Source organism: Nocardia sp. NPDC006982 (assembly GCF_042869435.1).
Taxonomy (GTDB): domain Bacteria; phylum Actinomycetota; class Actinomycetes; order Mycobacteriales; family Mycobacteriaceae; genus Nocardia.
Window position 1 is genome coordinate 669,053 of the sequence record NZ_JBIAFV010000001.1, and the last position, 23,512, is coordinate 692,564.

A 23,512-nucleotide genomic window follows, 5' to 3' on the forward strand; every position below is an offset into this window, starting at 1 on the left:
CGGTGGTCCGCGCACCTGTTGTCGTGTGTCATCGCCCCACTACCCCCGTTCGCGATCCATCCGCCACCAAACACGCGCCCGTAGCTTACCGAGCTTGACTCGTCGTGCCGTTTCGAAAATTCATCTGAGCAGCGAGCGTCCCGTCGATTACACAGTCGCCGATCGACAGATCAGCCAGCATCTGGGCGCGCCACCCTGACTACAGCCATGCCGGTCGTCTCCTCAGCCATGCCCGTGACACCTGTGCCGAGTTTGCTTGGTGGCAGCGACGTTTCGATGACCGCAGTAGGACGGGTTGGCGTCGACCTTATCGCGCTGGTGTTGCTGCTGCTGGCAATGTGCTGGGTCGGGTCGTCGATCGTCTCGATCGTCGATCCGGCTCCTGGGGAGTCGCGATGGATCGCCGTGCTAGCGATGGTCGTCTTCTTCGCGATGTTGGCGGCGCCTGGGGCTGTCCCGCTCAGCATTGCTGTGTGTCGTGTTCGTCGCAACGGCAGAGTCGTTCGGGGGTCGTCGCACGCGGGTGTGGCGAGCCGGTTTCTATTGCCATCGGTGCGGGTTTGCGTTCTGGCCTACTCGCCAGCGCCGGGTATTCCGCTGCCGCCCGCGGTCGGCCGAGCGATCGACCGCGCCGTCGAGAATCGCGCCCGCGGCCCGATCCTGCTCAACCTGCGCGGCCGACGGATGGATCGCCACTGCGCAACCCGTCGGTTGCGGCGCCTGGCCGAGGTGTCGGTGGTACGGCTACCAAAACTGCACCCGCACATGCTGCGCCATACCTTCGTCACCACCATGCTCGACGCCGGCGTGGACCTGCGCGACGTCCAGATCGCCGCACGGCATGCCGACCCGCGCACCACCATGCGCTACGACCGGGCCCGCACCAACCTCGACCGGCACCCGAACTACATCCTGGCGGCCTACATGGCCTCAGCCACATGACATCTCAACCATCCGCACGTGCCGATGTCAGGTCGATCGGATCTGTCGGCGTTCCGGATGGCCGGGCGGCCGGGCGTCGCGATCAGTGGCCCGCCGACGGCTGGATGTTCTCCAGGTCGTCGAGCAGGCCGGGGTGTTTCGGCTGCCAACCGAGGACTTCGCGAGTGTGGATGCTGGACGCGGGCTGGTCCATCGCGAAGATCGGGCCGAACGGGCCGAAGGCTTCCGCAGGCACGGGCTCGACCGACAGGTTCAGTCGGCGGCCGATGACGGTGGCGATGTCCCGCACCGCGTCGCCCTCGTCGGCGACGGCGTGCCAGCAGGTACCGGCCGGGGCGGATTCGAGGGCCAGCCGGAACAGGACCGCCGCGTCGAGGGCGTGCACGGCCGGCCAGCGCTGGGCCCCGCCGCCCGGGTAACCGGCGACCCCGGTGCGGCGCGCTCGATCGGTCAGCAGGCCGGCGAATCCGCCCTTGCCCTCGTTGTGCACGGTGCGCGGCATGCGCACGGCCGTGGCGCGGACTCCACGCGTGGCCATCTCCAGCAGCGCATTGACCGTTCGGCCGCGACCGCCCACCGGTCCGTCGGTCGGCAGCGGATCGGCCTCGGTGGAGGCGCGGCCCGGCACCCAGGGCGTGCCCGAGACGGTGACGATCGGACGGTCGCTGCCGATCAGCGCCTCGCCCAGCGCGGCGACGGCGGCGCTCTCCTCGACGACGGCCTGCGCGAGCCCGTCCGGGTCGCTGTAGTCGCGGCTGAAGGCGAGGCTGATCACGCCGTCGGACTGTGCGGCACCGGCCCGCAGGACGTCGAGATCCGCGATCGTGCCACGCAGCACCTCGGCGCCAGCGCCCCCGAGCGTCTGCGCGGAAGCGTCCGAGCGGGCCAGCGCGAGGACGGTGTGGCCGTTGCCGAGCAACTCGGCGACGACGGCGGAGCCGATGGTGCCGGTACCGCCGGTGACGAAGACATGCATGAGACTCTCCCGCTCAGTGATGGGACTGTTATCTCATCACCGTAGCAGACTGATGGGACACCTGTCGCATCAGTCTGCTAGGGTGGCAGGCATGGCTCGTTGGGAACCCGGGGCGCGAGAACGCATGGTCGTCGCGGCCGTGGACCTGTTCACCGAGCAGGGATACGACGCCACCACCGTGGCGCAGATCGCCGAGCGCGCCGGAGTCACCAGAAGTACGTTCTTCCGGCACTTCTCCGACAAACGGGAAATCCTGGTGGCCGGGCAGGAGACGCTGAGTCGGCTGCTCGCCGAGGGCATCACGGACGCACCGGCGAGCGCCGGCCCGTTGGAGGCGGTCGCCGCCGGCCTGGAGCGGGCATCGAACGAGATGGGCCCGATGAACCGCGAACTCGGCCCCCGCCTGAAAGCCGCCGTGGCGGCCAATGCCGAACTCCAGCAGCGGGATGCGCTCAAGAACATCGGTCTCGCGGCCGCTATGACCGCTGCACTCGTCGCCCGCGGCGTCCCCGATCCGACCGCGGACCTCGCGGCCGAGTTGGGGGTCCTCGCATTCAAGCGCGGCTTCGCCCGGTGGACCGAAGCCGACAGTGACGACGCGACCGGACTCGCGCACCATACGCTGGCCGCCCTGGCGGAGCTTCGCACCGCAGCCGCCACGCTGGGCTGACCCGCTCCACCAACCCCGCCCAGCGCCGACAGCATGCGGCATCGGCGCACCGCATGACGAGTGCCGGTTCGGCGGCTGCGACGCCCAGATCCCCAACTGCTTCCTATCGTCCCGGGCTGGAACTACATGGTCCGCCTCTACCGCCACCAACCGCAGATCCTCAACGGCACCTGGACATTCCCCACCGCCCAACCCATCCGCTGACCCCGCGCACAGCAGCGCAAACATCCGATTCTGCCGCTGACCGCGCTGATCGAACCGGCCAGCGCGGGGCGCCGGCAGCCGGAACCTGGTGCGGTGCAGAACGTCCGCTTCTGCCGATTTCAGGACGTGATGGGCGATTCCCAGGTGCGCCCCGACTCCGAAGGGAGTCAGTACGGATTATCTTCGGCCGGCCTGCTGGGATTCGCCGCCCGCATGGACGCCGTGCAGGCCGTCGAGGTCAATATCGCGCCGGAACCCTCGAACCGGACCCTTACTATCTCAAAAATTTCTCTTTATGAGACGTCGGGTCGATCGTGGGAAGTTGTGAGATTCCGGTAGACGGTTGCGCGGGATACGCCCAGGGTGGCGGCGATCTCGTCGACGGTGTATTTGCCGGAATCCCGCATCCGTCGCGCGGATTCGGCCATCGCGGAGGTCATCGAGCTTGGTCGGCCGCGGCTGGTCCGGTGCCGCGGGGTGTCGGCGGGCCGTTCCGGGGACGGAGTGGCGTGACGAGGCTGTGGCACGCCCAGCAGTCGCCGTACTCCGTCGAGAATCGCTGCCCGCAACTGTGTTTCGGGCTGGTCGGCGAAGAACACCACCGGATCGCTGAGCGCCGCGTAGACCTGCGCGGCCCGTACCCGTGCGGTGAAATCGGCGCCGGGACCGGCGATCAGTTCCTGCGCGGTCAGGGCGATGTCGCGCAGCCGCACGTAGGTTGCGTTATCGGCCGACAGCGCCTGGTCCTGCATGTGCACCCGCAGCAGTGACCGATGCTGGAGCCAGGTATCGATCAACCCTTCGGCCACCGCCCACCCTCGCGCCTGCGGGTTCTGGATCGACCGAACAGATTCGAGCATGGCTTCGGTGTCGGCCAGCAATGGCTCGACCAAGGCGACGACGATGTCACTCTTGCTCGGAAAGTGGTAGAGCACAGCGGTTTTCGTCAGGCCGACCTGCTCCGAGATTTCCCGCACGGAGACCGCGTGGTAGCCGCGCTCAGCGAACATCACCAGCGCGGTCCGCAGAATTCGGGTACGGGAATCCTCAGTCACGGTTACCGATCCTACCCCTTGACTGACCAGAGGTCAGCAACCTATCCTTGAGCCCTGACCAATGGTCAGCTATTTTGAGACAAGGAGAATGTGGTGAAAAACGAACGGATTCTGATTTCCGGTGCCGGCATCGCCGGGCAGGTGTCGGCGTACTGGCTTGCGCGGCACGGATTCCGGCCCACCGTGGTCGAACGAGCACCCCGGCTGCGGACCGGCGGCCAAGGGGTGGATGTTCGCGATCAGGCGATCGAGGTGGCCGAGAAGATGGGAATCATGGCCCGCGTGCGGGATTCCGCGGCCGACGTCGCGGGCATGCGGTTCGTCCGCGCCGACGGCCGCGACCTCGCTCGGATCGACATGCAGGGCATCAAGGACAAGAACGGCAGCACCGAGGCGGAGATCATGCGTGGTGATCTCGTCCAGATCCTGCACGACATCACTGCGGAAAACGTCGAGTACATCTTCGGCGACTCCATCCGCGGGCTCGAGCAAGACGACGACGGCGTCACCGTCACCTTCGAACACACGCCGACACGACGCTTCGACCTGGTAATCGGAGCCGACGGCCTGCACTCGGCGGTCCGGCGACTGGCCTTCGGCCCGGAGTCCGAATTCGTCCGGCACATGGACCACTACTTCGCCTTCGGTAACACCGACTCGACGCTGGGACCCGATCGGTGGATGACGGTGTTCAACACGCCGGGGCGCTTCGCCGGGATCTACCGCTCGGGCAATCACGCGCAGGCCAAGGCGTACCTCATGTTCCGCAGCCCACGGCGCGATATCGACCCGCGCGACCAGGAGGCAGCACGGGCACTGCTCGCCACCGAGTTCAGTGGCGAAAACGCATGGCACATCCCGGCACTGCTCGAGAGCGTACTCGCCGACCCGGACGCCTACATCGACACGCTCGGCCAGGTCCGCATGAACTCGTGGTCGATCGGCAGGATCGCACTGGTAGGCGACGCCGCCTACTGCGCGTCTCCGGTCTCAGGTGCCGGAGCCGAACTGGCGCTGATCGGGGCCTACCGGCTCGCCGGCGAGCTGGCGACCGCCTCCGGCGACCACCACATCGGTTTCCACTGCTACGAGCAGGCCCAGCGACCATTGGTCGAGCGCAAACAACAGATCGGCCCCAACCTGCGACTGATGGCGCCGAAATCACGGGTCGGCATCGCCGTGCGCAACATCATCACTCGCCTGCCGCTGCTGGAATCGATGGCGGGCATGGAACGCATCATGGCCCCCAAAGCCACCGAGCAACTGCCCGATTACGACCTGCCGACAACTACGACCGCGGAATGAACGCTCTCGAGACATACTCCAGCCCAGACCGGGCACCGGTAGGGACTGCCGGGACCGGCAGTCCCTACCGCTCCCCCGCATTTTGATTCACTCGAGTCAACGGTGGATGGCTACCGACATCGGCAGGACGTAGGCCATGACTCCGCCAATAACCGTCTGGTGGTGGAGGGAATGCTGACTCGGCTACGGACCAGCCTGCCGTGGCGCGAGGACTTCTCGCGAACATCCTCTTCTGCCGCATACCGCGCTGACCGAACCGTCCAGCGCGGGGCAGCCGGGGCCGAAAGCGTCGAAACGTGCCGACAAAGCTGCGGCAAGGGTGTTCAGGACAGAAGGTCGTGCATCCCGGCTCGTCGTCGACGAGCCGATCCCTCCCAGCACCTCAACCGCCATATCGATGTCACCGCGCCACATCCTGGCGTTGCCGCTCGGATAGCGCGTACCAGCGTGCGTAGGTCTCCTGCACCACATCCTCGGCCTCGGCCAGCGAGCCGAGCAGCCGATAGGCGAGATTGATCAGCTGACGGCGTTCACTGATCACCGAGCGCAGTTGCGGATCGGTCATGGTGTTCGGCTCCTTCGGTCGATGCTTCCCTCACCGAATCCGACGAAATAGCGGCCCGAACTGTGAGACGACCTGACATTCCGACCGCCTACATCGTCGGGAGGTCGTGACAGTTTCAGCAGAGCAGGAGTTGCGGACATGATCAGAATCGCCATCATTCTCGGCAGTACCCGGCCCAACCGCAATGGTCCGCAGGTGGCGCAGTGGGTTCTCGACTCGGCATCGCGCCGCAGCGATGCCGAGTTCGAACTGATCGACCTGCGCGACCACCCGCTACCGCATCTCGACGAACCGGTGCCACCGATGTTCGGCCCGTCGGTGCATGCGCACACCCGCGCCTGGGCCGAGCGAATCGCCCCGTTCGACGGCTTCGTGGTGGTGACCCCGTAGTACAACGGCGGCGCCCGCGCGGCGGCGCAGCTGCGGACGGTCTGCAGCACGCTGGGCATGGCCGATGTGAGCCGTCCGGTGGAGATCTCGGTGCTCACCGATTTCGAGAACTACACCACCTTCACTCCGCGCGACCACCATGCCGCCGCCCTGAGCAAAATGCTGGATCAGCTCATCGCCTGGAGCGCTGCGCTCGCACGGCTACGGGTCAGCGCCGAAACCACTCTTGTCAATTCCTGAGGAGCCAATCATGACCGTATCCAACGACCTCCAGTCACGCGCTGACCGTATCGAGCCGGATGAAGTCGAGATTCGCCAGCAAATCGACAAGCTAGTCGAAGGACTGCGAGCCAAGGATCTCGAGGCCCTGAGGCAGCTGTACGCAACCGACGTCGTGTCCTTCGATATCGAGCCACCACTCCAGCATGTCGGGATAGCGGCGAAACTCGAGAACTGGGCGAAAGTCTTCCTGTTCTTCGAGAGCGTGACCTATGAGGTTCGCGACCTGACGCTCACCGTAGGCGGTGAGGTGGCATTCGGGCACGGCTTCGGCCGGCTCAGCGGCACGCTGAAGAACGGAACGGCGACGAACGGTATCTGGGTACGGTTCACCTTCTGCCTCCGCAAGATTGACGACACCTGGTTGATCACGCACGATCAGGGGTCGGTGCCGCTCGACATCCCGAGCGGGAAAGGCGTGGTCGACCTCGAGCCCTGACGGGTCGCGGGAATGTTTGTCGGGAGCCGTCGCTGTGCGGGCTTTCGCATTGGGTCGTGGGTCGTGTTTTAGAAGTCGGTGGGGCGGCCGTGCGCCCGCCTTCACCGGTCCCAACGGACGAACTGTGCAGGAGTGGATTATCGAATGCCGGATGGCCGAGGCGCGTCGACTCTTGACCGGCACGGACATGCCCGTCGGCGAGATCTCTCGCCGTGTTGGAATTGCGGACCCCGGATACTTCACCAGACTGTTCCGCCGCGCGTACGGTGTTTCACCCGCCTCTGGGGTGGCCAGCAGAAGCGATGATTCATGCCACTCGCGCGCGGCGGCCTGTGTACGAAATATTCAAATTTGAATGTGCGGGCACTCCAGCGTCGCCGCACGACGACACCGTTATCAACAAACAGTAAGCGCGACAAGCCAACGCAACGCTAAACCAGCGCCCCCCGGAACCGAACCAGCTGAATAGAGGCCATGAACGTCGGGCGGGACCGTCGGATCGGCGCCCGATTCAGCACACACGGCCAAGACAAGAGATGATGACAACGCGGGCACGGCAGCAGCTTTCAGACGATCCTGTGTGTGGTAACCAAGATCATCACCGAAAGCGGCCGCGCCCGCCCTCAACGACACGCGAAACCGCTGCTCACACAGTCACTTCAGGACTATGGCGGCCCCCTGGTACACAGATCAACCCGGTACTCACTGCGGGAAACTGCCGATCCCCGGGAGGCGCCTCAGGGCGCCTGCCGGGAGATATTGTCAGTACCTGTGGATGTTGAGGTTAAAGCGACCTCCATGGCGGCAGGCGACACGGTCGTAAAGGTGATGTAGACCGGCTGCTCGGGGCGCTTGCTGTTGTGGAAGTTGGGCCGTTATTGCTCCCGGCTGCGATGGTGCCCATTCGTATTAGCAGGTGAACTGTGATTCCTTATTGACTGATGACGGCGGGGTTGCCGTCGGTCCAACTACTACTCAGTTTGCGCGAGACGAATCGCCAGCCGTTCGTAGTGCGCCGCAACCGGTCGTGGTAGCTTCCGCCGGCGAGGAAATTTTCACCGCCGGGCAGGCCCCGACGTATGTGCTGGGCGTGGTAGTAGCACGTGTGTTCCGCCTCGTCCTGATGCAGAGTGATGACATGGTTGCCGTTTAAATGCTGGGTGGCGTCGAGCTGTTCGAGGCTGGTGCTGATCCGGGCGACAATTGCGGTCGGGCCGTCGAGTCGTTCGCTTGTTGCGCTGTATTCCCAGCGTGCGTCATCAGTGAACAACGCGGCCAGCGTTTCCCAGTCCTTGGTGTCCAGAGCCGTCGCGTACGCCACAACCGTATCCAGGATACCGGCACGGTCGGTGAGTTCCTGAATCTGCGGGGAAATCGGGGACATATGATCCGCCTCGTCTATAGGTGCACGATTTGTTACTGGTACATGAACAGCCACGATGGACAGGGGCGGAAGGAAGCACTTTATGTCCCACAGTCACATCGATGTGTCAGCCCTGGCCAGCCAGGATTGCCCGGCTCGTGCAGCTCCCGGGGCCATGTCGGTGAGGGTGTACTCGACCTTCGGCGGCACCGTTGGGTATACGGTGCGCGTGAGCAAGCCGTCGCGCTCAAACCTGCGTAGCTTCAGCGTGAGCATGCGTCCGCTGATTCCCCTTATCGATTGTTCGAGTTCGGTGAAACGGACCGGACCTTGCGCGGCCCGCGACCAAGATGCCGATACTCCGATTGCCGGAGACGTGATCGAGGACATCCGAGACCACCTCTGTTGACGCATGCCGGGTGGCCGACCCGGCACCGGAGCGCCATTGCCGCCGCGTAAGCCGAGTACGACCGTCGACCGGGTTAGTGCCGATTTGCACCCCGCCGCAACGACAACGACCTGGTATCAATCATTTCCGTACTTTGGCAGGGGGAAACCTCTTCAGGAGGCTGTCAAGATGTTGTCGAGACCTGCGGATGAGGTAGTTCAGGCGACCTCGTCTGTGGCCGTCGGCGACGGACTGGCCAGCAGCGGATACGGTCGGTTACGGATCCCATGGCCGACCGTCGAGCCCGCAACCGCACCATGCGGTAACTCCGTAGCGCCGGATTGGGCGGATTTGCTCCCCAACTTGCCCGGACAACTCGCCGCCACTCGGAAAGGCTCACTGACCGATCAGGCTCCGAACACCTTCGCGACCTCAGCGGCGATCTCGTCGGCCGAGACTTCGCGGATGTGCTTGTATACACCCCAGCGGTGACCGTAGGGATCGATGAATTGCCCGGCCCGGTCACCGTAGAAGGTGTCCGACAGCGGATGGAACTCGGTCGCACCGGCCCCGAGGGCGCGTTCGAATGTGGCATCCACGTCGTCGGTTTCGACCTGCAATGCAAGGTAATGGCCGCCGAGGGTCGACGGCGATATGATCCCCATATCCGGATGTTCGTCGGCGAGGTGGACCTCGGTGTCACCGATGCGCAGGCCGATCGCCAGAACGCCGCCCTCCGGCAACGGAATTCGGCTGATCTCCACTGCACCGAAGACGTCGCGATACCAATTCGCGGCTTCGATGGCATTGTCGACGACGAGATGGGGCGAGATTGTCGGCATGATTTCCTCTCCGGTAGTACTGACTTGTTTGTCACGGGCTGGTATGCGTCAGGTTCGAGACCGTGAGATGACGTTCTGGTTGACCGGGCCGTAAACGAAATCGTGGGACATCTCGATGAAATCTTGTGGAAAGCCGAGGTCGAAGGCTGCGGCGTCGTTGAGCCGCCGCACAGCGTCGGTCGGCAGCCGCAGTTCGAATGCCCCGAGGCTATCGACCAATTGGTCGAGCGTCCGGGCACCGAGGATCGGATGCACCCAGGCGTGCTGAGCTCGGGTCCATGCCAGGGCAACCTGCGATGAGCTGACGCCGAGATCATCGGCGACGGAGTCGACCGCTCTGGCAATCGTCAGCTCACGTTCGGAAATGGCGTCGCGGCTGATGCGCGATCCGGCGGTAGCGCCGGTGCGGGTGAACTTGCCTGAAAGGATGCCCCGGGCTGGTGGCCAGGACGAACCGGTCACGCTCGGCGGCGAGGAGGTCGCCGACGATGCGTTCACTGGAACCCTCGGTGTACCGGTTGGCGGTGTCGATGACGTTGCCGCCCGCTTCGGCGTATGCCGTGAACATCTTCCGGCACTCGGCTATCGACGCTCCCCAGCCCCAATCCTCGCCGAAGCCCATAGCTCCCAGGAAAGCCTCCGAGACTCGCAATCCGCTACGTCCCAATGTCGGGTACTTCATATCGCCTGACTATACACATTGTCTAGACAGACTGTCTAGACGATGTGTCCAGCGCCCGGTTACGATTGGGAGATGGTGACTGCAGGCAAACCGGCAGCTCGACGTCCCCGCCAGGAAGAGGGGCGCGCGGTCCGGCAGGACATTGTGGATGCGACGCGTGCGCTGCTGGCCGAACGACGTTTCGACGAGCTCAGCGTGGCCGATATTCTCGCTCGCGCCGATGTAGCGCGCGGCAGCTTCTATTTCTATTTCGGAAGAAAGCACGATGTGCTGGCCGAACTGGTCCGCCAAGCCGTCGCGGGCGGTCATGAGGCAGCGCAACCATGGCTTGGCCGGCAGGAGGCCGACGAGCGCCGAGCAGCGGTACGGTACGGCGTCAGTCAGGGTGCCCAGTTGTGGTACGAGCAGGCACCCGTATTACGAGCGATCGTCGAAAACTGGCGTAGCGACCCCGGACTCACCGCGCTGTGGCTGGAGCAGATGAACACATTCACCGCCGCGACGGCAGCCAGACTGGAAGCCGATCGCGCTGCGGGCATTCTGCGCCCCGACATACCGGATACGAACGCCCTCGCCGCGACCCTGACGTGGCTCGGCGAGCGCCTTTACTATCTCGCTGCCATCAATGTGGCCCCCTTCGACAACCAGGAAACGCTGATAGACGTGCTGACCCACATATGGATGAGCGCCCTTTATTACGGCGCTAGTCCCGGCGGTCCAGTGAGGGCCGGCGGCTGAAGCCGTCGGCCGCGATTGCCACAGCCCACCAGAACAGTCGGGGTTTCGGGAAATACAGTTCCGCCGCCCAAAACTTGCGCAAGGGTGGGCGCGCGGTCGGGTTACGCACGACCACATACCCTTCCTCGACCAAATTACTCGGCCCCGTCAGCCGGTAGGTCCAGCGCACGTTGGTAGTAGGGCCTCACGAAGTCGACGGTTCAGATGTCGAGCGTCATGGGTCTTATGTTTCTCCAGTGTCGGTGGTGAGATCGACGAAGAAAAGTGGAGACCCGACCGATTCGCGGTTCGGTGGATCTGTGGGGGATGCTGAATGGTCCAGGCCGCTGGTGTCTTCATGCTAATCCGCGAGGGAGCGGGATCGCGAGCAAGAGAGTTCTTGGGCCTACTGGTGCACAGTTGCATCGCGTGGTTCTGCAGCCGTATCGGTAACATTGACCGCAGTCCGCAGTCGCAGGATGGTCCGGGGTGCCGCTGAACGGACCTTGGCAGATGGACGACGGCCACACATCACCGACGTCCACCGAAACGACCAGCGTGGCGATGGGCTACTGGACTGGAGCTCGGGCTCGCCAGACGACATCGCCTTCATCGCCTGAGGACGGATCAATGTGCCAGCGCCCCAATAATTTTCGATGATACATATAATCAAACCTCTTGATGTACACATCAACTTCGCAGTTGCCCGCAGAACGCGGATCGCAAGGGCAAGTGGCGAAACCGGCCTGTCGGAGCACGCTGTGAGACACCAACCGCTTGGCGGCGGTAATGCGGGCCGCGCATCCTCGGATCGCGCTGTCATCGCGGGCATGCACAGTCCCGAGAGCGGCTTCGATCATCTCCGCAGTGTGAGATCGGAGTCGGGCGGTGGGCAGTCGCAGTTCTCCGCCCTGGCGCGAATTCCGAAGAAAGTAAACGAAACGCTCCTGGTCGCCGCCGCCAGTGATCGTGCGCTCAGAGCGCGCGAACGCGGTGAAGCCGGCCAAGACACCGTCGACCCGGATCTCGCAGCGACATGAGCGCTGACGCCTGGATTTCCGAGCTGATAGGCGCCCCTTCTTCGGCGTCCGATTCAGCGGATGCCGGGCGTGCGCGGATCCGGACCGAGGCAGACTTGAACGACGCAGCCCGGCGGGGTATCCGCTAATGGTGGTGCCAACGGGTAGTTCAGGCAGCTGAAGACATTGCAGCCCGGATATGCCGCGGGCCCGATACCGAAGACGGCGATCAGCAGATTCGTATTCACGTACTCGCCCGGATCCTCGCGTGGCGGCGGTTCGACATACGGACCGGGATCGGGCACCGGATGGTCCTGGAATGCCGCGAACAGTCGGCGGAAGAATTCGTGCGGCAACTCCGTGGTGTTCTGCAGGGCCCCCGCAATGCCTTGGTTGCTGACATTTCCGAAGACTCCGGTCCACACCACCGTCAAATCCAGACTCGGCACGATGAAGACGTTCTGCATGCCGAGTCCGACCATGAAGTACATGTCGGCGGGCTGGAAGCCGGAGTTCTCAGAGCATCCGAGGCCGATCCAGAACAGGTAGCCGAAGCACTTGTTCGCTGGTGACGGCTGGCGTGCCATACGCAGATAGGTCTCGGAGACGAGTTGCCGTGTGCCCCAGCGTCCGTTGTTGCTCACCAGCAGGCCGAGCTTCGCGAAATTGTTCGGCGGTATCAGCAGATGGGCGTATCCGTAGGTGTGACCGGCGCGATCGCGCGCCCAATAATAATCACCGCGTTCGATGCCGAGCGGATCGAAAAGCTCACGCTGCGCGAACTGCTGCAGCGGTTCCCCGATGGCCAATTCGATGACATAGGCGAGCAGATCGACAGCGCGTTCGCTGTAACTGAATGCCGCGCCCGGCGGATTCTCCAACGGCACTCCGAGCGCCTGCACGGCACTATTCGGATCGATCGGAATCACCCCGGTGATACCCTCGGAGAGTATACCCACCGCCAGGCCAGACGATTCGGTCAGCAGATTCTCCACGGTGATCGACCGATGCTGCGCATCACCGAGTCCGGGCGGCAGATACCGATCGATCGGCGCTGCTATATCGAGTTTCCCCTGATCCCAGGCTATTCCGGCGAGCAACGACATAACACTCTTCGTCGCACTCCAGATATTCCAGGCGACATTCCCGGTCGCGTCGTTCGTCGGCCCCTCACCGATCAGGCAGTTGTGCCGGAACACCTGCACATTCAACCGATTACGCGCGCTCGCGAATGCCACGGCGTCCGCGAGTATTCCCGAATCCAGTCCAACCTGTTCCGGGGCCGCCCGTTCTGGCTCTCGCCCGGAGGACACTCCACACGACAGCTGCTCGGCGGGCGCGGCGTGCGCGCTCCCGGCGACAACGCTCCCCGCGACCAGCGATACCGCCGCAGTTCCGGCCAGGAATCTGCAAATGCGACCCATAGCGAAAGGCTATCGTGTCCAATCGGGTCGGAGAGGACAACAGGCCGAATATGGTTCAGCCGAATACAAGCCGGGCGTCCCGCTCGACGTCGAATACCCCAAGACTCCTCTTGCAGGACATCGGCAGCGTGTCCATTCTGCGAACCATGCCCTTCTGCGACGACCACGTGAACCCGAGCCACGGGCTGAGGGGGCTATTCGTCGTATCAGGACTCCTCCCATGTTTTGCGTGCCCTGCCGAGGGCGCCAACCTGCGACAGCATTTCTGCAGGTAAATGGCCGTCTCTGAACATCTATAACGCGGAAACGTGTAGGTCGAATGGTTGGCTGAGTAGGTGCCCCAAAGGAACACAAACAAGGGCAACTACGACCAACAGATGAATCACGATTCAGGATATGCAGACAGCCGCGCCCGTAGCATTCCCGGCTGCCAGCCGCCACACCCCACCCGATGGGTTTTCGAACTTGCGAGAAATCCAACTGCCACACCAGATTCGGCCGCAACGGCATCACCGCGAACGCGCCCCTGTGCGCTGAGCAAGTTTTCTGCGTTCCCGCTGATAGTCGGCAAGAAGGGATCCGCCTTCCTCCCGGAGAATCCGCGCCACCGTACCCTCGGACACGCGGCGCCCGCCGTGGCGGAACATGGACCAAATCTTGCGGTGTCCGCGCGCCGGATTCGCAAAGGCGTGTGCCCGCACAAACTCCCAGACGACCTCCGGCACCGGGGTCGGCCACGGCTTCACCGGCTGCCAACCCGCTTTCGTTTCGTCCACCAACGACTCCAGGTTCATTCGGGCACAACGAATTTCGCGCACCACCACGAGATCGGCATGCCCCGCATCGATGCGAATCACCTCGAGCGCATCGAAGGGCCCAACCGGCCCTGCGGACCGGTGCGTCACCCCGGCGGCGCAGCGACTGGCACCCACTAGGGCCAGACCAGCAGGACGCTGGTCTGGAACGCCTCAGACCGGTCCCGTCGCCCGGCAAGGCATCGGCCGGACGAGGCCACAGGCAGCACTCGGCCTGGTCATCCGGGTACGACAAATCCATTCCGGCGCGATCGGCCTCAGATTCCTTTCGATCAGGGCTTGCATTCGGCTGCGACTCGAGTCACGATGCATCTGCATCCACAACTGTATGCAGTTTTAGGGGACGGAATTGACCCAACAACACATAGTGACGCGGCACCGGATCGCGTCCAGCGATCAACGGCATGCCGAAGTTGTCGACTTCATGCTGCTCGAGGCCGAGCTGCTCGATGACCTCGACGAACGCGAGTGGCTCAACGACATGGTGAGCCCTGACATCGTCTACGAAATGCCGGTCCGCGAGACGGTGGAACGAGCCCGCGGGTTCGGGTTCTCGTCGGACACCTTCCACCTCAACGAGAACCTCGGATCGCTCCGATCGCGCGTGGCCCGCGGCGAAACGCTGTATGCCTGGGCCGAGGACCCGCCGTCCCGCGTGCGGCATTTCGTCACCAATATCCGGGTGTCCGAGCACGAAAACGGCGATCCCGATTACCTGCGGGCACGCAGCAACATCCTGATCTACCGGACCCGCCAGGATCAGACGAATCCACAGATGCTCTCCGGTGAGCGCCGCGACGTGCTGCGCCGTGAAGACGGACGCCTCAAGCTGCTGCACCGGGTGGTGTACCTGGATCTCACCGTCATCGGTACCCACAACCTCTCGCTGTTCTTCTGACCACGATTCGGTGAGCAAGCCCTCGCCCGCGGTCCAATCCAATCCTTAGCCACCACAGCCCATTCAGCCCAGGAGCGACGTATGACGGCGGCACAGGAAAGCACGCTTTCCCCCAGAGTCCAGCAATTGATGGACCGGATCGAGACCGGATTGCCGGAGGGACGAATCCCGTCCAATATCTTCGGCAACCCCGATGTACACCAGGCCGAACTGCGCCGGGTCTTCGGCCGGGCCTGGGTCTACCTCGGTCACGAATCCGAGATCGCGGCCAACGGCGACTATATGGTCCGCCGTATCGGTGAGGACAACTTCGTCGTCACCCGTGACGAATTCGGCCAGATCCATGTCCTGTTCGACGCGTGTAAGCACCGCGGTGTGCAGATCTGCCGGGCCGATTCCGGCAACTCGTCACATTTCCGCTGCCCCTACCACGGCTGGACCTATTCCTCCGACGGCACGCTCGTGGGCGCTCCGCTGTGGAAGAACGCCTTCGGCAATATGAGCAAGGCCGACAACGGTCTGAGCAAGGCCGCGCAGGTGGAGTCGTTTCACGGGCTCATCTTCGCCACCCTGGACCCGACCGCACCCCCGTTGCGCGAATACCTCGGCGGGATGGCCTGGTATATGGACCTGCTGTTCGGCCTGGACGCCGATGGCGTCGAGGTCCTGGGTAAGCCGCAGCGGTTCGTGCTCGACGCGAACTGGAAGTCCGGCGCCGACAACTTCTCCGGCGACGACTACCACCTGGGCACGCTGCACAAGTCGGTGTACAGCATCGGCGCCTTCCCCGTGCCGTTCAGCGAGAACATGATGGGCTACCACATCCAGGCCTCACCCGGACATTCGCTCTCGTTCTCCATGGCAGACGATCCGAACGAGCCGGGACCCAAGTTCTTCGGTTTCCCGGAGGACCTGGCCGAGAACCACTTCTCCGCGGCGAGTATCAGCCCCGAGCAGCTCGAGGTCGCCCGGCGCTCACGGGTGCTGGTGGGCAATGTGTTCCCGAACTTCTCGATCCTGGCGCTGCCGATGACCGAGGACGGCGCCAACCATCCGCCGACCGGTGTGCTCACCGTGCGCTGCTGGCAGCCCAAGGGGCCCGGCCAGGTGGAGATGTGGAACTGGTTCCTCGGCTACAAGAACATGACCCCCGAGCAGAAGGACCGTGCCTACCGGGCCGGGCTGGGCACCTTCTCGCTGGGTGGGGCGTTCGAGATGGACGACACCGAACCGTGGATCACGGTCGGTCGCACCGGACGTTCGGTGGCCGCCGAGCTGCTGGATTTCGAACTGAACTACGAAATGGGTATGCCGGGAATCGGCATGGCCCACCCGGTGCAGGACTGGCCGGGCCCCGGCAAGGTGTACTGGACCCGGTACGAAGAGGGCGTCCAGCGCAATATGTACGGCTACTACGCCGATCTCATGCGCTCGGAACCGGGTCAGTGGCCGGAGCATTCGTTTTGAGCGCCCCCACCACCGATGAGGAGCAGATCCGGGCTCGCTACCGGGACGGCGGCCTGCTCGGTTCGCTGTCTCCGGGATCACGCCCGGCTCTGCTCGTGGTGGATCTGCAGTACGGATTCACCGAGGCGCAGTACGGTCCCGGGTTCGACCTCGACGGCGTCGTGGCCGCCACCCGAGAACTGATCGACACCGCCCGCGCGAGCGGGATACCGGTGTACTTCACCACGATTGCCTTCCCCGCCGACTCCGACGGGATCGCGGGCACCTGGCTGCGCAAGATGCCGGCGATGCGGTGCCTGCGCACCGGTGATCGCAGTGTGCAGATCGATGAGCGTCTGGGGATGCGTTCCGACGACCCGCTGGTGGTCAAACAGACCGCCTCCGCGTTCGCGCACACCGATCTTGCGGCCCGGTTGACGGCCGCCGGAATCGATACGGTGCTGGTCGCGGGAGCCACCACCTCCGGCTGCATTCGCGCCACGGTTGTCGACGCGTGCGCGGCCGATATCCCGGCCTTCGCGGTCCGCGAGTGCGTGGGCGACCGGGAGGAAGGCCCGCATCGGGCGGCACTGCTCGATATCGATGCCAAGTACGGCGAGGTGATCTCGCTCGCCACCGCACGAGCTATTTCGAGGGGACTCTCATGACCGCTACCCTCCAGTCGGCGCTCTACCGTGCGCCCGCCATCGACACACCGGCCCGAGTGGCCGCAGGCACCCCCGGACGGCTGGTCGTCCCCGGGGTGGAATCGCCCGAATGGGGTTTCGAGCAGGAACGTGCGCTGGGATTCTTCGGCGCGCCGGTGGATGCGGCTGCTTTTCTCGCGGAGTTGGAACTGTCCGGCCTGCGCGGTCGCGGTGGGGCCGGGTTCCCGGCCTACCGCAAATGGGCCTCGGTGGCAGGCCCCGGCGACAGTGTGGTGGTGGCCAACGGTCACGAAGGTGAACCCGCATCGTCCAAGGACGCGTGGCTGCTCACCCGGCGGCCGTATCTGGTGCTGGATGGTCTGTTGCTGGCCGCCGCGGTCACCGGTTCGAAGGAGGCCGTCGTCTATGCATCCGCGCCGGAAGTGGTTGCCTCGGTGCAGCGTGCCATCGCCGAAATCGTCACTGCCGGACTGGTTCCCGAGGGCGTGACCCTGCGGGTGCACCAGGGCCCGCCCGGATATGTGGCCGGTGAGGAATCGGCGGTGGTCCAGTGCCTCAACGGCTGGCCCGCCAAACCGACCAGCAAGCCGCCCCGGCCGTTCGAGGTGGGGGTCCGCGGCCTGCCGACTCTGGTGAGCAATGTCGAGACCCTCGCGCACGCGGCCTGGATCCGCCGTTACGGCGCCGCGGAATTCGCCACGGTCGGCAGCGCCTCCTCGCGAGGTACCTCCCTGTTCACCATCACCGGTCAGGTCGGCGAGCCCGGGGTGTACGAGATGTCGCTGGGATCGACTATGGCCGAATTGGTTTCGGCGGCCGGTGGCGCCCGGGGCCCGATGGCCGCCGCTCTCATCGGCGGCTGGTTCAACGGTGTTGCGGTGGGTGACCACAGCGCACTCGAGTGCTGCTACGACGCCATGCGTGCCGCGGGTACCGGGCTGGGCTGTGCCGCCATCACCGTGCTCGGCCCCGATGACGATCTGCTCGCGGTGGCCGAGGAATTGAGTGGCTGGTTCGCCATGGAAAGTGCGCATCAGTGCGGCTCGTGCTTCACCGGCACCAAGGCGATCGCACGGGCGTTCCGGCAGGCCCTGGCGGGTAACGATGTGTCCCGGCAGATCGCCGACCTCAGCCGGTGGGGCTCCGAACTGACCGGTCGCGGGGTGTGCGGCTTCATCGACAGCGCGGCGGCGCTGGCCCGTGCCGGAGCCGTCGAGATCGAGCGCCGCAACGCACGAAGGGAGCCCTGATCATGCGGGTGAAAGTGGACAACAGCAAATGCGACGGCTACGGCACCTGTTTCGAGATGTGCCCGTCGACCTTCCGCTCCGACGACTGGGGCTACGCCTCCGCCATCGGTGACGGAACGGTCCCCACCGGGGACGAGGCACTGGCCCGGCGCGTGATCGGGCTGTGCGGCCAGCAGGCGATTCGCGAAATCTGAAGGAGAAGAATGTATCTGGGTCTCGAACGGGGCATCGCACTGGTGACGGCCGCGTCACGCGGTATCGGGCGAGCAACCGCCGAACGCCTGGCGTCGGAGGGGATGACGGTTATCGCGGCGGCACGGTCCGTCGGCTCCGGAACCGAAACCTTCGGTTCCGGCCAGATCGTGCCCTATCCGCACGATCTGGGCGATGGCGCCGCCACCGCCGAACTGATCGATTCCGTGATCGATAAGTACGGGCCGCTGGATGTCCTGGTGCTCAATACCCCGGGCCCCCAGATCAAACCGGCACTGGACACCACCTGGGACGATTGGCAGGCCGCACACGAGTTGCTGCTGCGGCCGGTGGTCCAGCTGGCTGTTACCGCTGGAAATCGGATGCGGGACAAGGGTTCCGGGTCGATCATCCTGCTGTCGTCGACCTGGGTCCGTCAGCCGGCGGCCGGTGGCGTGCTGTCGGCATCCTACCGTTCCGCCGCGTCGGCATTCGTCAAATCGCTGGCTGCCGAGCTGGCGCTCAGCGGTGTGCGGGTGAACCAGGTGATGCCGGGCGCGACCGGTACCGACCGGATGCAGCGCATCGTCGAGATGAAATCGCAGAACAACGGTACCGAGGTCGATGAGGAAATCGCCAAGGTGGTGGCCGATATCCCGGTCGGACGTTGGGCGGAGGCATCGGAAATCGCCGACGCTGTCGCCTTCATCGCCTCACCCCGGGCGTCGTTCATCACCGGCGCCTCGATTCCGGTGGACGGTGGGGCAGTTCGCGCGAGCCACTGATCCACGAGTTCCGGAACGACAGCCGGGTTTTGCAGAAATCACATATCGAGAGGGGTATTTCCATGCCGAAGACATTGACCGAGAATTTTGTCGAGCAGTTCAAACTGTGCAAGCTGACCGCGAACGAGACTGTCGGCGTGATCGCCGAACTCGGCCAGAAGACCGAGTACGTCGATGCGGCCGTGGCTGCTGCCCGGCAGCTGGGAGCCGGCGTGCTGGTATTGCACGCCTCCAGCCTGTCCAATCCAATGCTGCCGCCGTATCAGCCGGACGGCCGCGAGGTCGCGCCGCTGCTGGCCGCCGCGGGTGAATGCGATTTCGTCGTCGACGTGACCGTCGGTGGTCTCATCCATTCCGATGTGCGTACCCGCATCACCGGCAACGGCAAGCGCATGCTGTTCGTGGCCGAACCCAATGATGTGCTGGAGCGGCTGATGGGCAGCCCGGACCTGCGGGCAGCCGTGGAATCCGGTGGCCGTAAGCTGCGGGCCGGTTCGGCCCTGCATGTCACCAGCGCCGCGGGCACCGATCTGACCGCCGATATCTCCGGCGACGGCCTGCCGATCACCCATCAATGGGGCTACGTCGACGAGGCGGGCCGCTGGGATCACTGGCCGTCCGGTTTCGTGGCCTGCTTCCCGAACGACCGCACCGCCGAGGGCGTTATCGTGCTCCAGCCCGGTGACGCACTGATCCCGTGGCAGCGTTACGTCCAGGACACGGTCACCATCGAGGTCGAAAAGGGCTACATCAGGCGGATTTCCGGTAAGGGCACCGACGCCTACGTGCTCAACGACTACTTCCAGGCATGGGGCGACACCGAGGTGTGGGCCACCAGCCATATGGGCTGGGGTCTGCTGCCGCAGGCACGCTGGTCGGCCTTCGAGGTCTACGACGCCCGCACCCTGTACGGGCAGGAATTGCGTTCCACCGCAGGCAATTTCATGTGGTCCACCGGATCGAACCGGTTCGCCGACCGGGAGACCCCGGCCCATCTGGATGTGCCGATGCGTGGCTGCACCGTGGAGATCGACGGCGAGGCCGTGGTTCGTGACGGTGCGCTGGTTGTGGAGGAGTGAGCGTGATGGACAAAGCCGCAATCGAACGGGCCATCCTGGCGATGGCCCGCGACACCGAGCTACTCGAACAGGTCAAGGCCGAACCGGCCCGGGCCCCGGAACTGCTCGGCGTGGAGCAGGAATGGGCCCTGACGATTCTGTCCGGCAATCGGGACAAACTGCGCGCCATCGGTCTCAACGACGGACTGACCATCCTGGTGAGCCGCTGGTTCAACGACAATCTCGGGGATACCACCAGCAAGGGCGGTTTCCACGTGGACGAAACCATCCCTCTGCCCGATCCGGATGTGCCCCGCAATGTGGTGTTCGCCGGCGGTTGCTCACATGTGCCGGATCTGCTGGCCCGTCCGGAAATCGACCCGGCCGACGCGGTCGGCCGACTGCGTGAGGGTTACGACCGGCTGAAGCAGGATCTCGTTGCCGCCGACCCCGATGTCGTTCTGGTGACCGCGGACTGCCATTTCCAGAGCTTCGAGACCGGTCACTATGTGGTGGGTGTCGGTAACCAGCACGTCGGTTCCATGGAGTTCTTCAAGCGCAGCGATCTGGACCTCGAACTGACCGGGCACCCGGAGTTCGCCCACGCGATCGCCGAGTCGGTCCGCGCTGCCGGACTCGAGGTCGAGGAGGCCGAACGGGTCGACCTGGACCACGGTCTGATCGTGCCGTTGCGGTTGGTGCTGCCGCGTCCGGATGTGCCGGTGATTCCGATCATCACGCAGCCGCATCGCAGCTTCTCGCCGTTCAATGCCCGCCGCTACGGTGAGGCGCTGCGCAGCCTGGTCTCCGAATCCGGCCTGAAGGTGGCGTTCCTGGCCACTGGCGGCCTGTCCCATTGGCTCGATCCCGGCCATTTCGGTGGCGTGGATGTCGAATTCGACACCTACATCCTGAAATTGCTGGAGACGGGCCGGGGCCTGGACCTGTGCGGGCTGGAACCGTATCCGCTGCTCGAACACGGCCAGTACGAGATCCAGAACTGGATGATCATGCTCGGTCTGATCGGCCCCGGTGTGCGCGGCTGCGTGTACAGCTACGAGCCGATGGAAGCCTCCGGCGGTGGCTGGACCGTGGTCAATATGGATCTGGCGCGTGCCGAGCGCGAGCGTTCGGCCCTGACTGCGGCAGGGCAGTCGGCGTGACCGACCGGACGCTGCGGGTCGGGCTCACCCAGTGGCATGCCACCACCGATATCGAGGCCAATCTCGCGACTGCCGTCCGGCTCGTCCGGGAGGCGGCCGCCGACGGCGCCGAGCTCGTGGTGCTACCGGAGAACGGCCTGATGCTCGGCAGCAATGCCCAGATGCGGGCGGCCGCTTTCACCGAGGACGCGCCCGAGATCGGCGAATTGCGCCGGGCCGCAGCGGAATCCGGGGTCGCCGTGGTGTTGGGCGGAATGAAGAACCGCACCGACGCCGGTGTCTTCAATTCCGCGGTGGTCATCGGCGCCGACGGCGAGGTGGCCGGGCGCTACGACAAGATGCACCTGTTCGACGCCAATATCGGCGGCCAGTCGTTCGAGGCGTCCTCGGTCGAACAGCCCGGCGCCGGGCCCGTGCTCCTCGAACTCGACGGCCTCCGGATCGGGCTCACCATCTGCTATGACGTCCGGTTCCCGGAACTGTTCCGGGCGCTGGCCGTCGCCGGAGCCGAGGTGCTGCTGGTACCCGCCGCGTTCGTCCGGTCCACCGGAGAAGCCCACTGGCACACATTGTTACGTGCCCGGGCCATCGAAAACCTCGCGTATGTGGTGGCTCCGGCCACCGTGCACGCGCCGGATCCCTCCTACACCGACGCCTTCGAAACCTATGGCCACGCCCTCGCGGTATCGCCGTGGGGTGAGGTCCTCGCCGACCTCGGCGAAGAACCCGCGGCGGTGCGGGTGGTCGAGCTGGATCTGTCCGCGGTGACCGCGGCCAGGGCGAAATTGAATGTCCTGGCGGGTCGCCGCAGCGCGCAGGAGTACGGGGCATCGCCACGTTCGGTGCGCGTCACGAACCGGATTCCGGAGGAAATCCAATGAGCGAGACGACCCCATTCCCACGGTCCGATCTGCCACCCGGTGTGGTCGAGGCAGCTGAATGGAACGGTATCGGTAACGAGTTCACCGGTGTGCAGTTCCGCAAGGTCTGGACCCGTAATGGTGAACGGCTGCAACTCTTCGTACCGCGCACCGGTCAGAGCATCCTGCTCGACGCCATGGCGCTGGAAGCCCTGGCCGGCCAAAGCCCGGACTTTTTCAGCCACATGATCGCGGTGGGGTTCGGTTCGGCGGACGAGTGACCATCGCGACGGGCGGCGGCACGCGCCGGGGCGATGCCGTCGAGGGCATCTATCTCGTGCTGCGGGAGCGGATCGTCAACGGCACCTACGGTCCTGGAACCGCTTTGTCACAGGTAGCGCTGGCAGCCGAACTCGCGGTGTCGCGGACGCCGTTACGGGAAGCGTTGCGCCGGCTGGAAGCCGAGAATCTGGTGCGGGGCCAGGCCAATCGGGGTGTTGTCGTTGCTCCCCTCGAGCTCGGTGATGTGGAGGACTCGTACGCGATCCGGCTACTCGTCGAGCCGGCCCTGTTGTCGGCTGTCCTGGACCGGGTCACCGCGGCGGATAGCGATGCGATGGCCGCCGCCTTGGAACGGATGCGCCGACACCGGAATTCACCCCGCGACTTTCAGCGGGCCCACTGGGACTACCACCGGGTCATGCTCGGGCGGTGCCCGGCGGCCACCGGTGAGCTGATCGACTCGCACCTGTCCCGGATCGACCGCCACCAACGGCTGTACTTTTCGCACCCGGTCGTGGTGGAGGACGTCACCGGAACCGATCAGTTGCTCCTGGACGCGGTCATTGCCCGCGATGCCGAGCTGGTCCGCCACATCCTCGGCTTCCACCTGATCGACACCGCGCTGGGACTGATCATGGCCATCGATCGCGGCCACGAGTTCCGGTCGCTGCCGGTGGCGGTCACCGCGGAGGCCGGTCGACTCGACGATCTGGATCGGCTGCGTAGCGGCGGCCGGGCCCGGATCGTGCACGCCGGCGGCGCCGGATCGGATTTGCCGATTCTGCGGACAACCAACTTGACCTCGGCTCGCTGACACACAGCCGAGCGCCGGCCA

28 protein-coding genes and 2 pseudogenes are annotated in these 23,512 nt (G+C 64.9%); 20 read left to right on the forward strand and 10 right to left on the reverse strand.

Annotated elements, in window-relative coordinates; translation table 11 throughout:
* The first annotated feature begins 276 nt into the window (after positions 1 to 276).
* On the forward strand, positions 277 to 942 hold the full coding sequence (locus tag ACFYOW_RS03040; protein WP_387283965.1) for a tyrosine-type recombinase/integrase: 666 nt from the start codon (positions 277 to 279) through the stop codon (positions 940 to 942).
* Positions 943 to 1,024: 82 nt separating this feature from the next.
* Here ACFYOW_RS03040 and ACFYOW_RS03045 read toward each other — a convergent pair whose 3' ends face one another.
* Entirely contained in the window at positions 1,025 to 1,918 is an 894-nt protein-coding gene (locus ACFYOW_RS03045) for an SDR family oxidoreductase (protein WP_387283967.1), read from the reverse strand.
* 91 nt (positions 1,919 to 2,009) lie between these two features.
* Between ACFYOW_RS03045 and ACFYOW_RS03050 the strand changes: the two genes are divergently transcribed.
* Complete coding sequence (locus ACFYOW_RS03050; RefSeq protein ID WP_387283968.1) at positions 2,010 to 2,588, forward strand: TetR/AcrR family transcriptional regulator; 579 nt, start codon at positions 2,010 to 2,012, stop codon at positions 2,586 to 2,588.
* Positions 2,589 to 2,652: 64 nt separating this feature from the next.
* Positions 2,653 to 2,792, forward strand: a pseudogene (locus tag ACFYOW_RS03055) (carboxylesterase); the annotation flags it as partial.
* A gap of 293 nt (positions 2,793 to 3,085) precedes the next feature.
* On the opposite strand, the gene ACFYOW_RS03060 reads toward ACFYOW_RS03055, so the two are convergent.
* Complete coding sequence (locus ACFYOW_RS03060) at positions 3,086 to 3,847, reverse strand: TetR family transcriptional regulator (protein ID WP_387283970.1); 762 nt, start codon at positions 3,845 to 3,847, stop codon at positions 3,086 to 3,088.
* Positions 3,848 to 3,940: 93 nt separating this feature from the next.
* Between ACFYOW_RS03060 and ACFYOW_RS03065 the strand changes: the two genes are divergently transcribed.
* The gene (locus tag ACFYOW_RS03065) at positions 3,941 to 5,152 is read left to right on the forward strand and encodes an FAD-dependent monooxygenase (protein ID WP_387283972.1); all 1,212 of its coding nucleotides are present in this window, start codon (positions 3,941 to 3,943) and stop codon (positions 5,150 to 5,152) included.
* 400 nt (positions 5,153 to 5,552) lie between these two features.
* Here ACFYOW_RS03065 and ACFYOW_RS03070 read toward each other — a convergent pair whose 3' ends face one another.
* Positions 5,553 to 5,717 (reverse strand): sigma factor, encoded by a 165-nt coding sequence (locus ACFYOW_RS03070; RefSeq protein ID WP_387283974.1) that lies wholly within the window; start codon positions 5,715 to 5,717, stop codon positions 5,553 to 5,555.
* Between the two features lie 138 nt (positions 5,718 to 5,855).
* Between ACFYOW_RS03070 and ACFYOW_RS03075 the strand changes: the two genes are divergently transcribed.
* From ACFYOW_RS03075 to ACFYOW_RS03090, 4 genes and pseudogenes are all read left to right on the forward strand, one after another.
* Positions 5,856 to 6,107 (forward strand): NADPH-dependent FMN reductase, encoded by a 252-nt coding sequence (locus ACFYOW_RS03075; RefSeq protein ID WP_387283976.1) that lies wholly within the window; start codon positions 5,856 to 5,858, stop codon positions 6,105 to 6,107.
* Between the two features lie 57 nt (positions 6,108 to 6,164).
* Positions 6,165 to 6,347, forward strand: coding sequence for a hypothetical protein (locus ACFYOW_RS03080; RefSeq protein ID WP_387283977.1), 183 nt, complete (start codon positions 6,165 to 6,167; stop codon positions 6,345 to 6,347).
* A gap of 10 nt (positions 6,348 to 6,357) precedes the next feature.
* Complete coding sequence (locus ACFYOW_RS03085) at positions 6,358 to 6,825, forward strand: YybH family protein (protein WP_387283979.1); 468 nt, start codon at positions 6,358 to 6,360, stop codon at positions 6,823 to 6,825.
* A 115-nt stretch (positions 6,826 to 6,940) separates the two neighbouring features.
* Positions 6,941 to 7,180, forward strand: a pseudogene (locus ACFYOW_RS03090) (helix-turn-helix transcriptional regulator); the annotation flags it as partial.
* Positions 7,181 to 7,756: 576 nt separating this feature from the next.
* On the opposite strand, the gene ACFYOW_RS03095 reads toward ACFYOW_RS03090, so the two are convergent.
* From ACFYOW_RS03095 to ACFYOW_RS03115, 5 genes are all read right to left on the reverse strand, one after another.
* Positions 7,757 to 8,209, reverse strand: a complete 453-nt coding sequence (locus ACFYOW_RS03095; RefSeq protein WP_387283980.1) for a nuclear transport factor 2 family protein — start codon at positions 8,207 to 8,209, stop codon at positions 7,757 to 7,759.
* A 93-nt stretch (positions 8,210 to 8,302) separates the two neighbouring features.
* The gene (locus ACFYOW_RS03100; protein ID WP_387283982.1) at positions 8,303 to 8,602 is read right to left on the reverse strand and encodes a winged helix-turn-helix transcriptional regulator; all 300 of its coding nucleotides are present in this window, start codon (positions 8,600 to 8,602) and stop codon (positions 8,303 to 8,305) included.
* Positions 8,603 to 8,983: 381 nt separating this feature from the next.
* Positions 8,984 to 9,418: a VOC family protein gene (locus ACFYOW_RS03105; protein WP_387283984.1), complete on the reverse strand. Its 435-nt coding sequence runs from the start codon at positions 9,416 to 9,418 to the stop codon at positions 8,984 to 8,986.
* Positions 9,419 to 9,466: 48 nt separating this feature from the next.
* A complete protein-coding gene (locus tag ACFYOW_RS03110) occupies positions 9,467 to 9,880 on the reverse strand; it encodes an aldo/keto reductase (RefSeq protein ID WP_387283986.1) in 414 nt (137 codons plus the stop codon).
* Positions 9,771 to 10,100, reverse strand: coding sequence for an aldo/keto reductase (locus tag ACFYOW_RS03115; RefSeq protein WP_387283988.1), 330 nt, complete (start codon positions 10,098 to 10,100; stop codon positions 9,771 to 9,773). The genes ACFYOW_RS03110 and ACFYOW_RS03115 overlap by 110 nt, the downstream gene beginning before the upstream one ends.
* A 72-nt stretch (positions 10,101 to 10,172) precedes the next feature.
* Between ACFYOW_RS03115 and ACFYOW_RS03120 the strand changes: the two genes are divergently transcribed.
* The gene (locus tag ACFYOW_RS03120) at positions 10,173 to 10,838 is read left to right on the forward strand and encodes a TetR/AcrR family transcriptional regulator (protein ID WP_387283990.1); all 666 of its coding nucleotides are present in this window, start codon (positions 10,173 to 10,175) and stop codon (positions 10,836 to 10,838) included.
* A gap of 1,072 nt (positions 10,839 to 11,910) precedes the next feature.
* Here the strand turns inward: ACFYOW_RS03120 and ACFYOW_RS03125 are convergent.
* A complete protein-coding gene (locus tag ACFYOW_RS03125; protein ID WP_387283992.1) occupies positions 11,911 to 13,260 on the reverse strand; it encodes a serine hydrolase domain-containing protein in 1,350 nt (449 codons plus the stop codon).
* 509 nt (positions 13,261 to 13,769) lie between these two features.
* Complete coding sequence (locus ACFYOW_RS03130; RefSeq protein WP_387283994.1) at positions 13,770 to 14,036, reverse strand: hypothetical protein; 267 nt, start codon at positions 14,034 to 14,036, stop codon at positions 13,770 to 13,772.
* 388 nt (positions 14,037 to 14,424) lie between these two features.
* On the opposite strand from ACFYOW_RS03130, the gene ACFYOW_RS03135 reads away from it, so the two are divergent.
* The 11 genes from ACFYOW_RS03135 to ACFYOW_RS03185 all read left to right on the forward strand — a co-directional run bounded on the left by ACFYOW_RS03135 (position 14,425) and on the right by ACFYOW_RS03185 (position 23,491).
* The gene (locus ACFYOW_RS03135; RefSeq protein ID WP_387283996.1) at positions 14,425 to 14,973 is read left to right on the forward strand and encodes a 3-phenylpropionate/cinnamic acid dioxygenase subunit beta; all 549 of its coding nucleotides are present in this window, start codon (positions 14,425 to 14,427) and stop codon (positions 14,971 to 14,973) included.
* An 81-nt stretch (positions 14,974 to 15,054) separates the two neighbouring features.
* Entirely contained in the window at positions 15,055 to 16,440 is a 1,386-nt protein-coding gene (locus ACFYOW_RS03140; RefSeq protein WP_387283998.1) for an aromatic ring-hydroxylating dioxygenase subunit alpha, read from the forward strand.
* Complete coding sequence (locus tag ACFYOW_RS03145) at positions 16,437 to 17,087, forward strand: isochorismatase family protein (RefSeq protein ID WP_387283999.1); 651 nt, start codon at positions 16,437 to 16,439, stop codon at positions 17,085 to 17,087. Before ACFYOW_RS03140 ends, ACFYOW_RS03145 begins: the two co-directional genes overlap by 4 nt.
* Positions 17,084 to 18,337: an NADH-ubiquinone oxidoreductase-F iron-sulfur binding region domain-containing protein gene (locus tag ACFYOW_RS03150; protein WP_387284001.1), complete on the forward strand. Its 1,254-nt coding sequence runs from the start codon at positions 17,084 to 17,086 to the stop codon at positions 18,335 to 18,337. Before ACFYOW_RS03145 ends, ACFYOW_RS03150 begins: the two co-directional genes overlap by 4 nt.
* Positions 18,338 to 18,339: 2 nt before the next feature.
* On the forward strand, positions 18,340 to 18,531 hold the full coding sequence (locus ACFYOW_RS03155) for a ferredoxin (RefSeq protein ID WP_387284003.1): 192 nt from the start codon (positions 18,340 to 18,342) through the stop codon (positions 18,529 to 18,531).
* A 9-nt stretch (positions 18,532 to 18,540) separates the two neighbouring features.
* On the forward strand, positions 18,541 to 19,314 hold the full coding sequence (locus tag ACFYOW_RS03160; RefSeq protein WP_387284004.1) for an SDR family oxidoreductase: 774 nt from the start codon (positions 18,541 to 18,543) through the stop codon (positions 19,312 to 19,314).
* 62 nt (positions 19,315 to 19,376) lie between these two features.
* The gene (locus ACFYOW_RS03165; protein WP_387284006.1) at positions 19,377 to 20,393 is read left to right on the forward strand and encodes a hypothetical protein; all 1,017 of its coding nucleotides are present in this window, start codon (positions 19,377 to 19,379) and stop codon (positions 20,391 to 20,393) included.
* Between the two features lie 5 nt (positions 20,394 to 20,398).
* Entirely contained in the window at positions 20,399 to 21,535 is a 1,137-nt protein-coding gene (locus tag ACFYOW_RS03170) for a protocatechuate 3,4-dioxygenase (RefSeq protein ID WP_387284007.1), read from the forward strand.
* Positions 21,532 to 22,416: a carbon-nitrogen hydrolase family protein gene (locus ACFYOW_RS03175; protein WP_387284009.1), complete on the forward strand. Its 885-nt coding sequence runs from the start codon at positions 21,532 to 21,534 to the stop codon at positions 22,414 to 22,416. Before ACFYOW_RS03170 ends, ACFYOW_RS03175 begins: the two co-directional genes overlap by 4 nt.
* The gene (locus ACFYOW_RS03180; RefSeq protein WP_387284011.1) at positions 22,413 to 22,676 is read left to right on the forward strand and encodes a hypothetical protein; all 264 of its coding nucleotides are present in this window, start codon (positions 22,413 to 22,415) and stop codon (positions 22,674 to 22,676) included. The genes ACFYOW_RS03175 and ACFYOW_RS03180 overlap by 4 nt, the downstream gene beginning before the upstream one ends.
* Entirely contained in the window at positions 22,673 to 23,491 is an 819-nt protein-coding gene (locus ACFYOW_RS03185) for a GntR family transcriptional regulator (RefSeq protein ID WP_387284013.1), read from the forward strand. The genes ACFYOW_RS03180 and ACFYOW_RS03185 overlap by 4 nt, the downstream gene beginning before the upstream one ends.
* The last annotated feature ends 21 nt before the right edge of the window (positions 23,492 to 23,512 follow it).

Bases quoted from the DNA above. Each gene is read 5' to 3' on its own strand.
- ACFYOW_RS03045 (WP_387283967.1), bottom strand. From the start codon at position 1,918: ATGCATGTCTTCGTCACCGGCGGTACCGGCACCATCGGCTCCGCCGTC.
- ACFYOW_RS03170 (WP_387284007.1), top strand. From the start codon at position 20,399: ATGGACAAAGCCGCAATCGAACGGGCCATCCTGGCGATGGCCCGCGAC.
- ACFYOW_RS03140 (WP_387283998.1), top strand. From the start codon at position 15,055: ATGACGGCGGCACAGGAAAGCACGCTTTCCCCCAGAGTCCAGCAATTG.
- ACFYOW_RS03115 (WP_387283988.1), bottom strand. From the start codon at position 10,100: ATGAAGTACCCGACATTGGGACGTAGCGGATTGCGAGTCTCGGAGGCT.
- ACFYOW_RS03085 (WP_387283979.1), top strand. From the start codon at position 6,358: ATGACCGTATCCAACGACCTCCAGTCACGCGCTGACCGTATCGAGCCG.
- ACFYOW_RS03075 (WP_387283976.1), top strand. From the start codon at position 5,856: ATGATCAGAATCGCCATCATTCTCGGCAGTACCCGGCCCAACCGCAAT.
- ACFYOW_RS03070 (WP_387283974.1), bottom strand. From the start codon at position 5,717: ATGACCGATCCGCAACTGCGCTCGGTGATCAGTGAACGCCGTCAGCTG.
- ACFYOW_RS03150 (WP_387284001.1), top strand. From the start codon at position 17,084: ATGACCGCTACCCTCCAGTCGGCGCTCTACCGTGCGCCCGCCATCGAC.
- ACFYOW_RS03105 (WP_387283984.1), bottom strand. From the start codon at position 9,418: ATGCCGACAATCTCGCCCCATCTCGTCGTCGACAATGCCATCGAAGCC.
- ACFYOW_RS03050 (WP_387283968.1), top strand. From the start codon at position 2,010: ATGGCTCGTTGGGAACCCGGGGCGCGAGAACGCATGGTCGTCGCGGCC.
- ACFYOW_RS03100 (WP_387283982.1), bottom strand. From the start codon at position 8,602: ATGCGTCAACAGAGGTGGTCTCGGATGTCCTCGATCACGTCTCCGGCA.
- ACFYOW_RS03160 (WP_387284004.1), top strand. From the start codon at position 18,541: ATGTATCTGGGTCTCGAACGGGGCATCGCACTGGTGACGGCCGCGTCA.
- ACFYOW_RS03125 (WP_387283992.1), bottom strand. From the start codon at position 13,260: ATGGGTCGCATTTGCAGATTCCTGGCCGGAACTGCGGCGGTATCGCTG.
- ACFYOW_RS03155 (WP_387284003.1), top strand. From the start codon at position 18,340: ATGCGGGTGAAAGTGGACAACAGCAAATGCGACGGCTACGGCACCTGT.
- ACFYOW_RS03120 (WP_387283990.1), top strand. From the start codon at position 10,173: ATGGTGACTGCAGGCAAACCGGCAGCTCGACGTCCCCGCCAGGAAGAG.
- ACFYOW_RS03180 (WP_387284011.1), top strand. From the start codon at position 22,413: ATGAGCGAGACGACCCCATTCCCACGGTCCGATCTGCCACCCGGTGTG.
- ACFYOW_RS03095 (WP_387283980.1), bottom strand. From the start codon at position 8,209: ATGTCCCCGATTTCCCCGCAGATTCAGGAACTCACCGACCGTGCCGGT.
- ACFYOW_RS03165 (WP_387284006.1), top strand. From the start codon at position 19,377: ATGCCGAAGACATTGACCGAGAATTTTGTCGAGCAGTTCAAACTGTGC.
- ACFYOW_RS03080 (WP_387283977.1), top strand. From the start codon at position 6,165: ATGGCCGATGTGAGCCGTCCGGTGGAGATCTCGGTGCTCACCGATTTC.
- ACFYOW_RS03040 (WP_387283965.1), top strand. From the start codon at position 277: ATGACCGCAGTAGGACGGGTTGGCGTCGACCTTATCGCGCTGGTGTTG.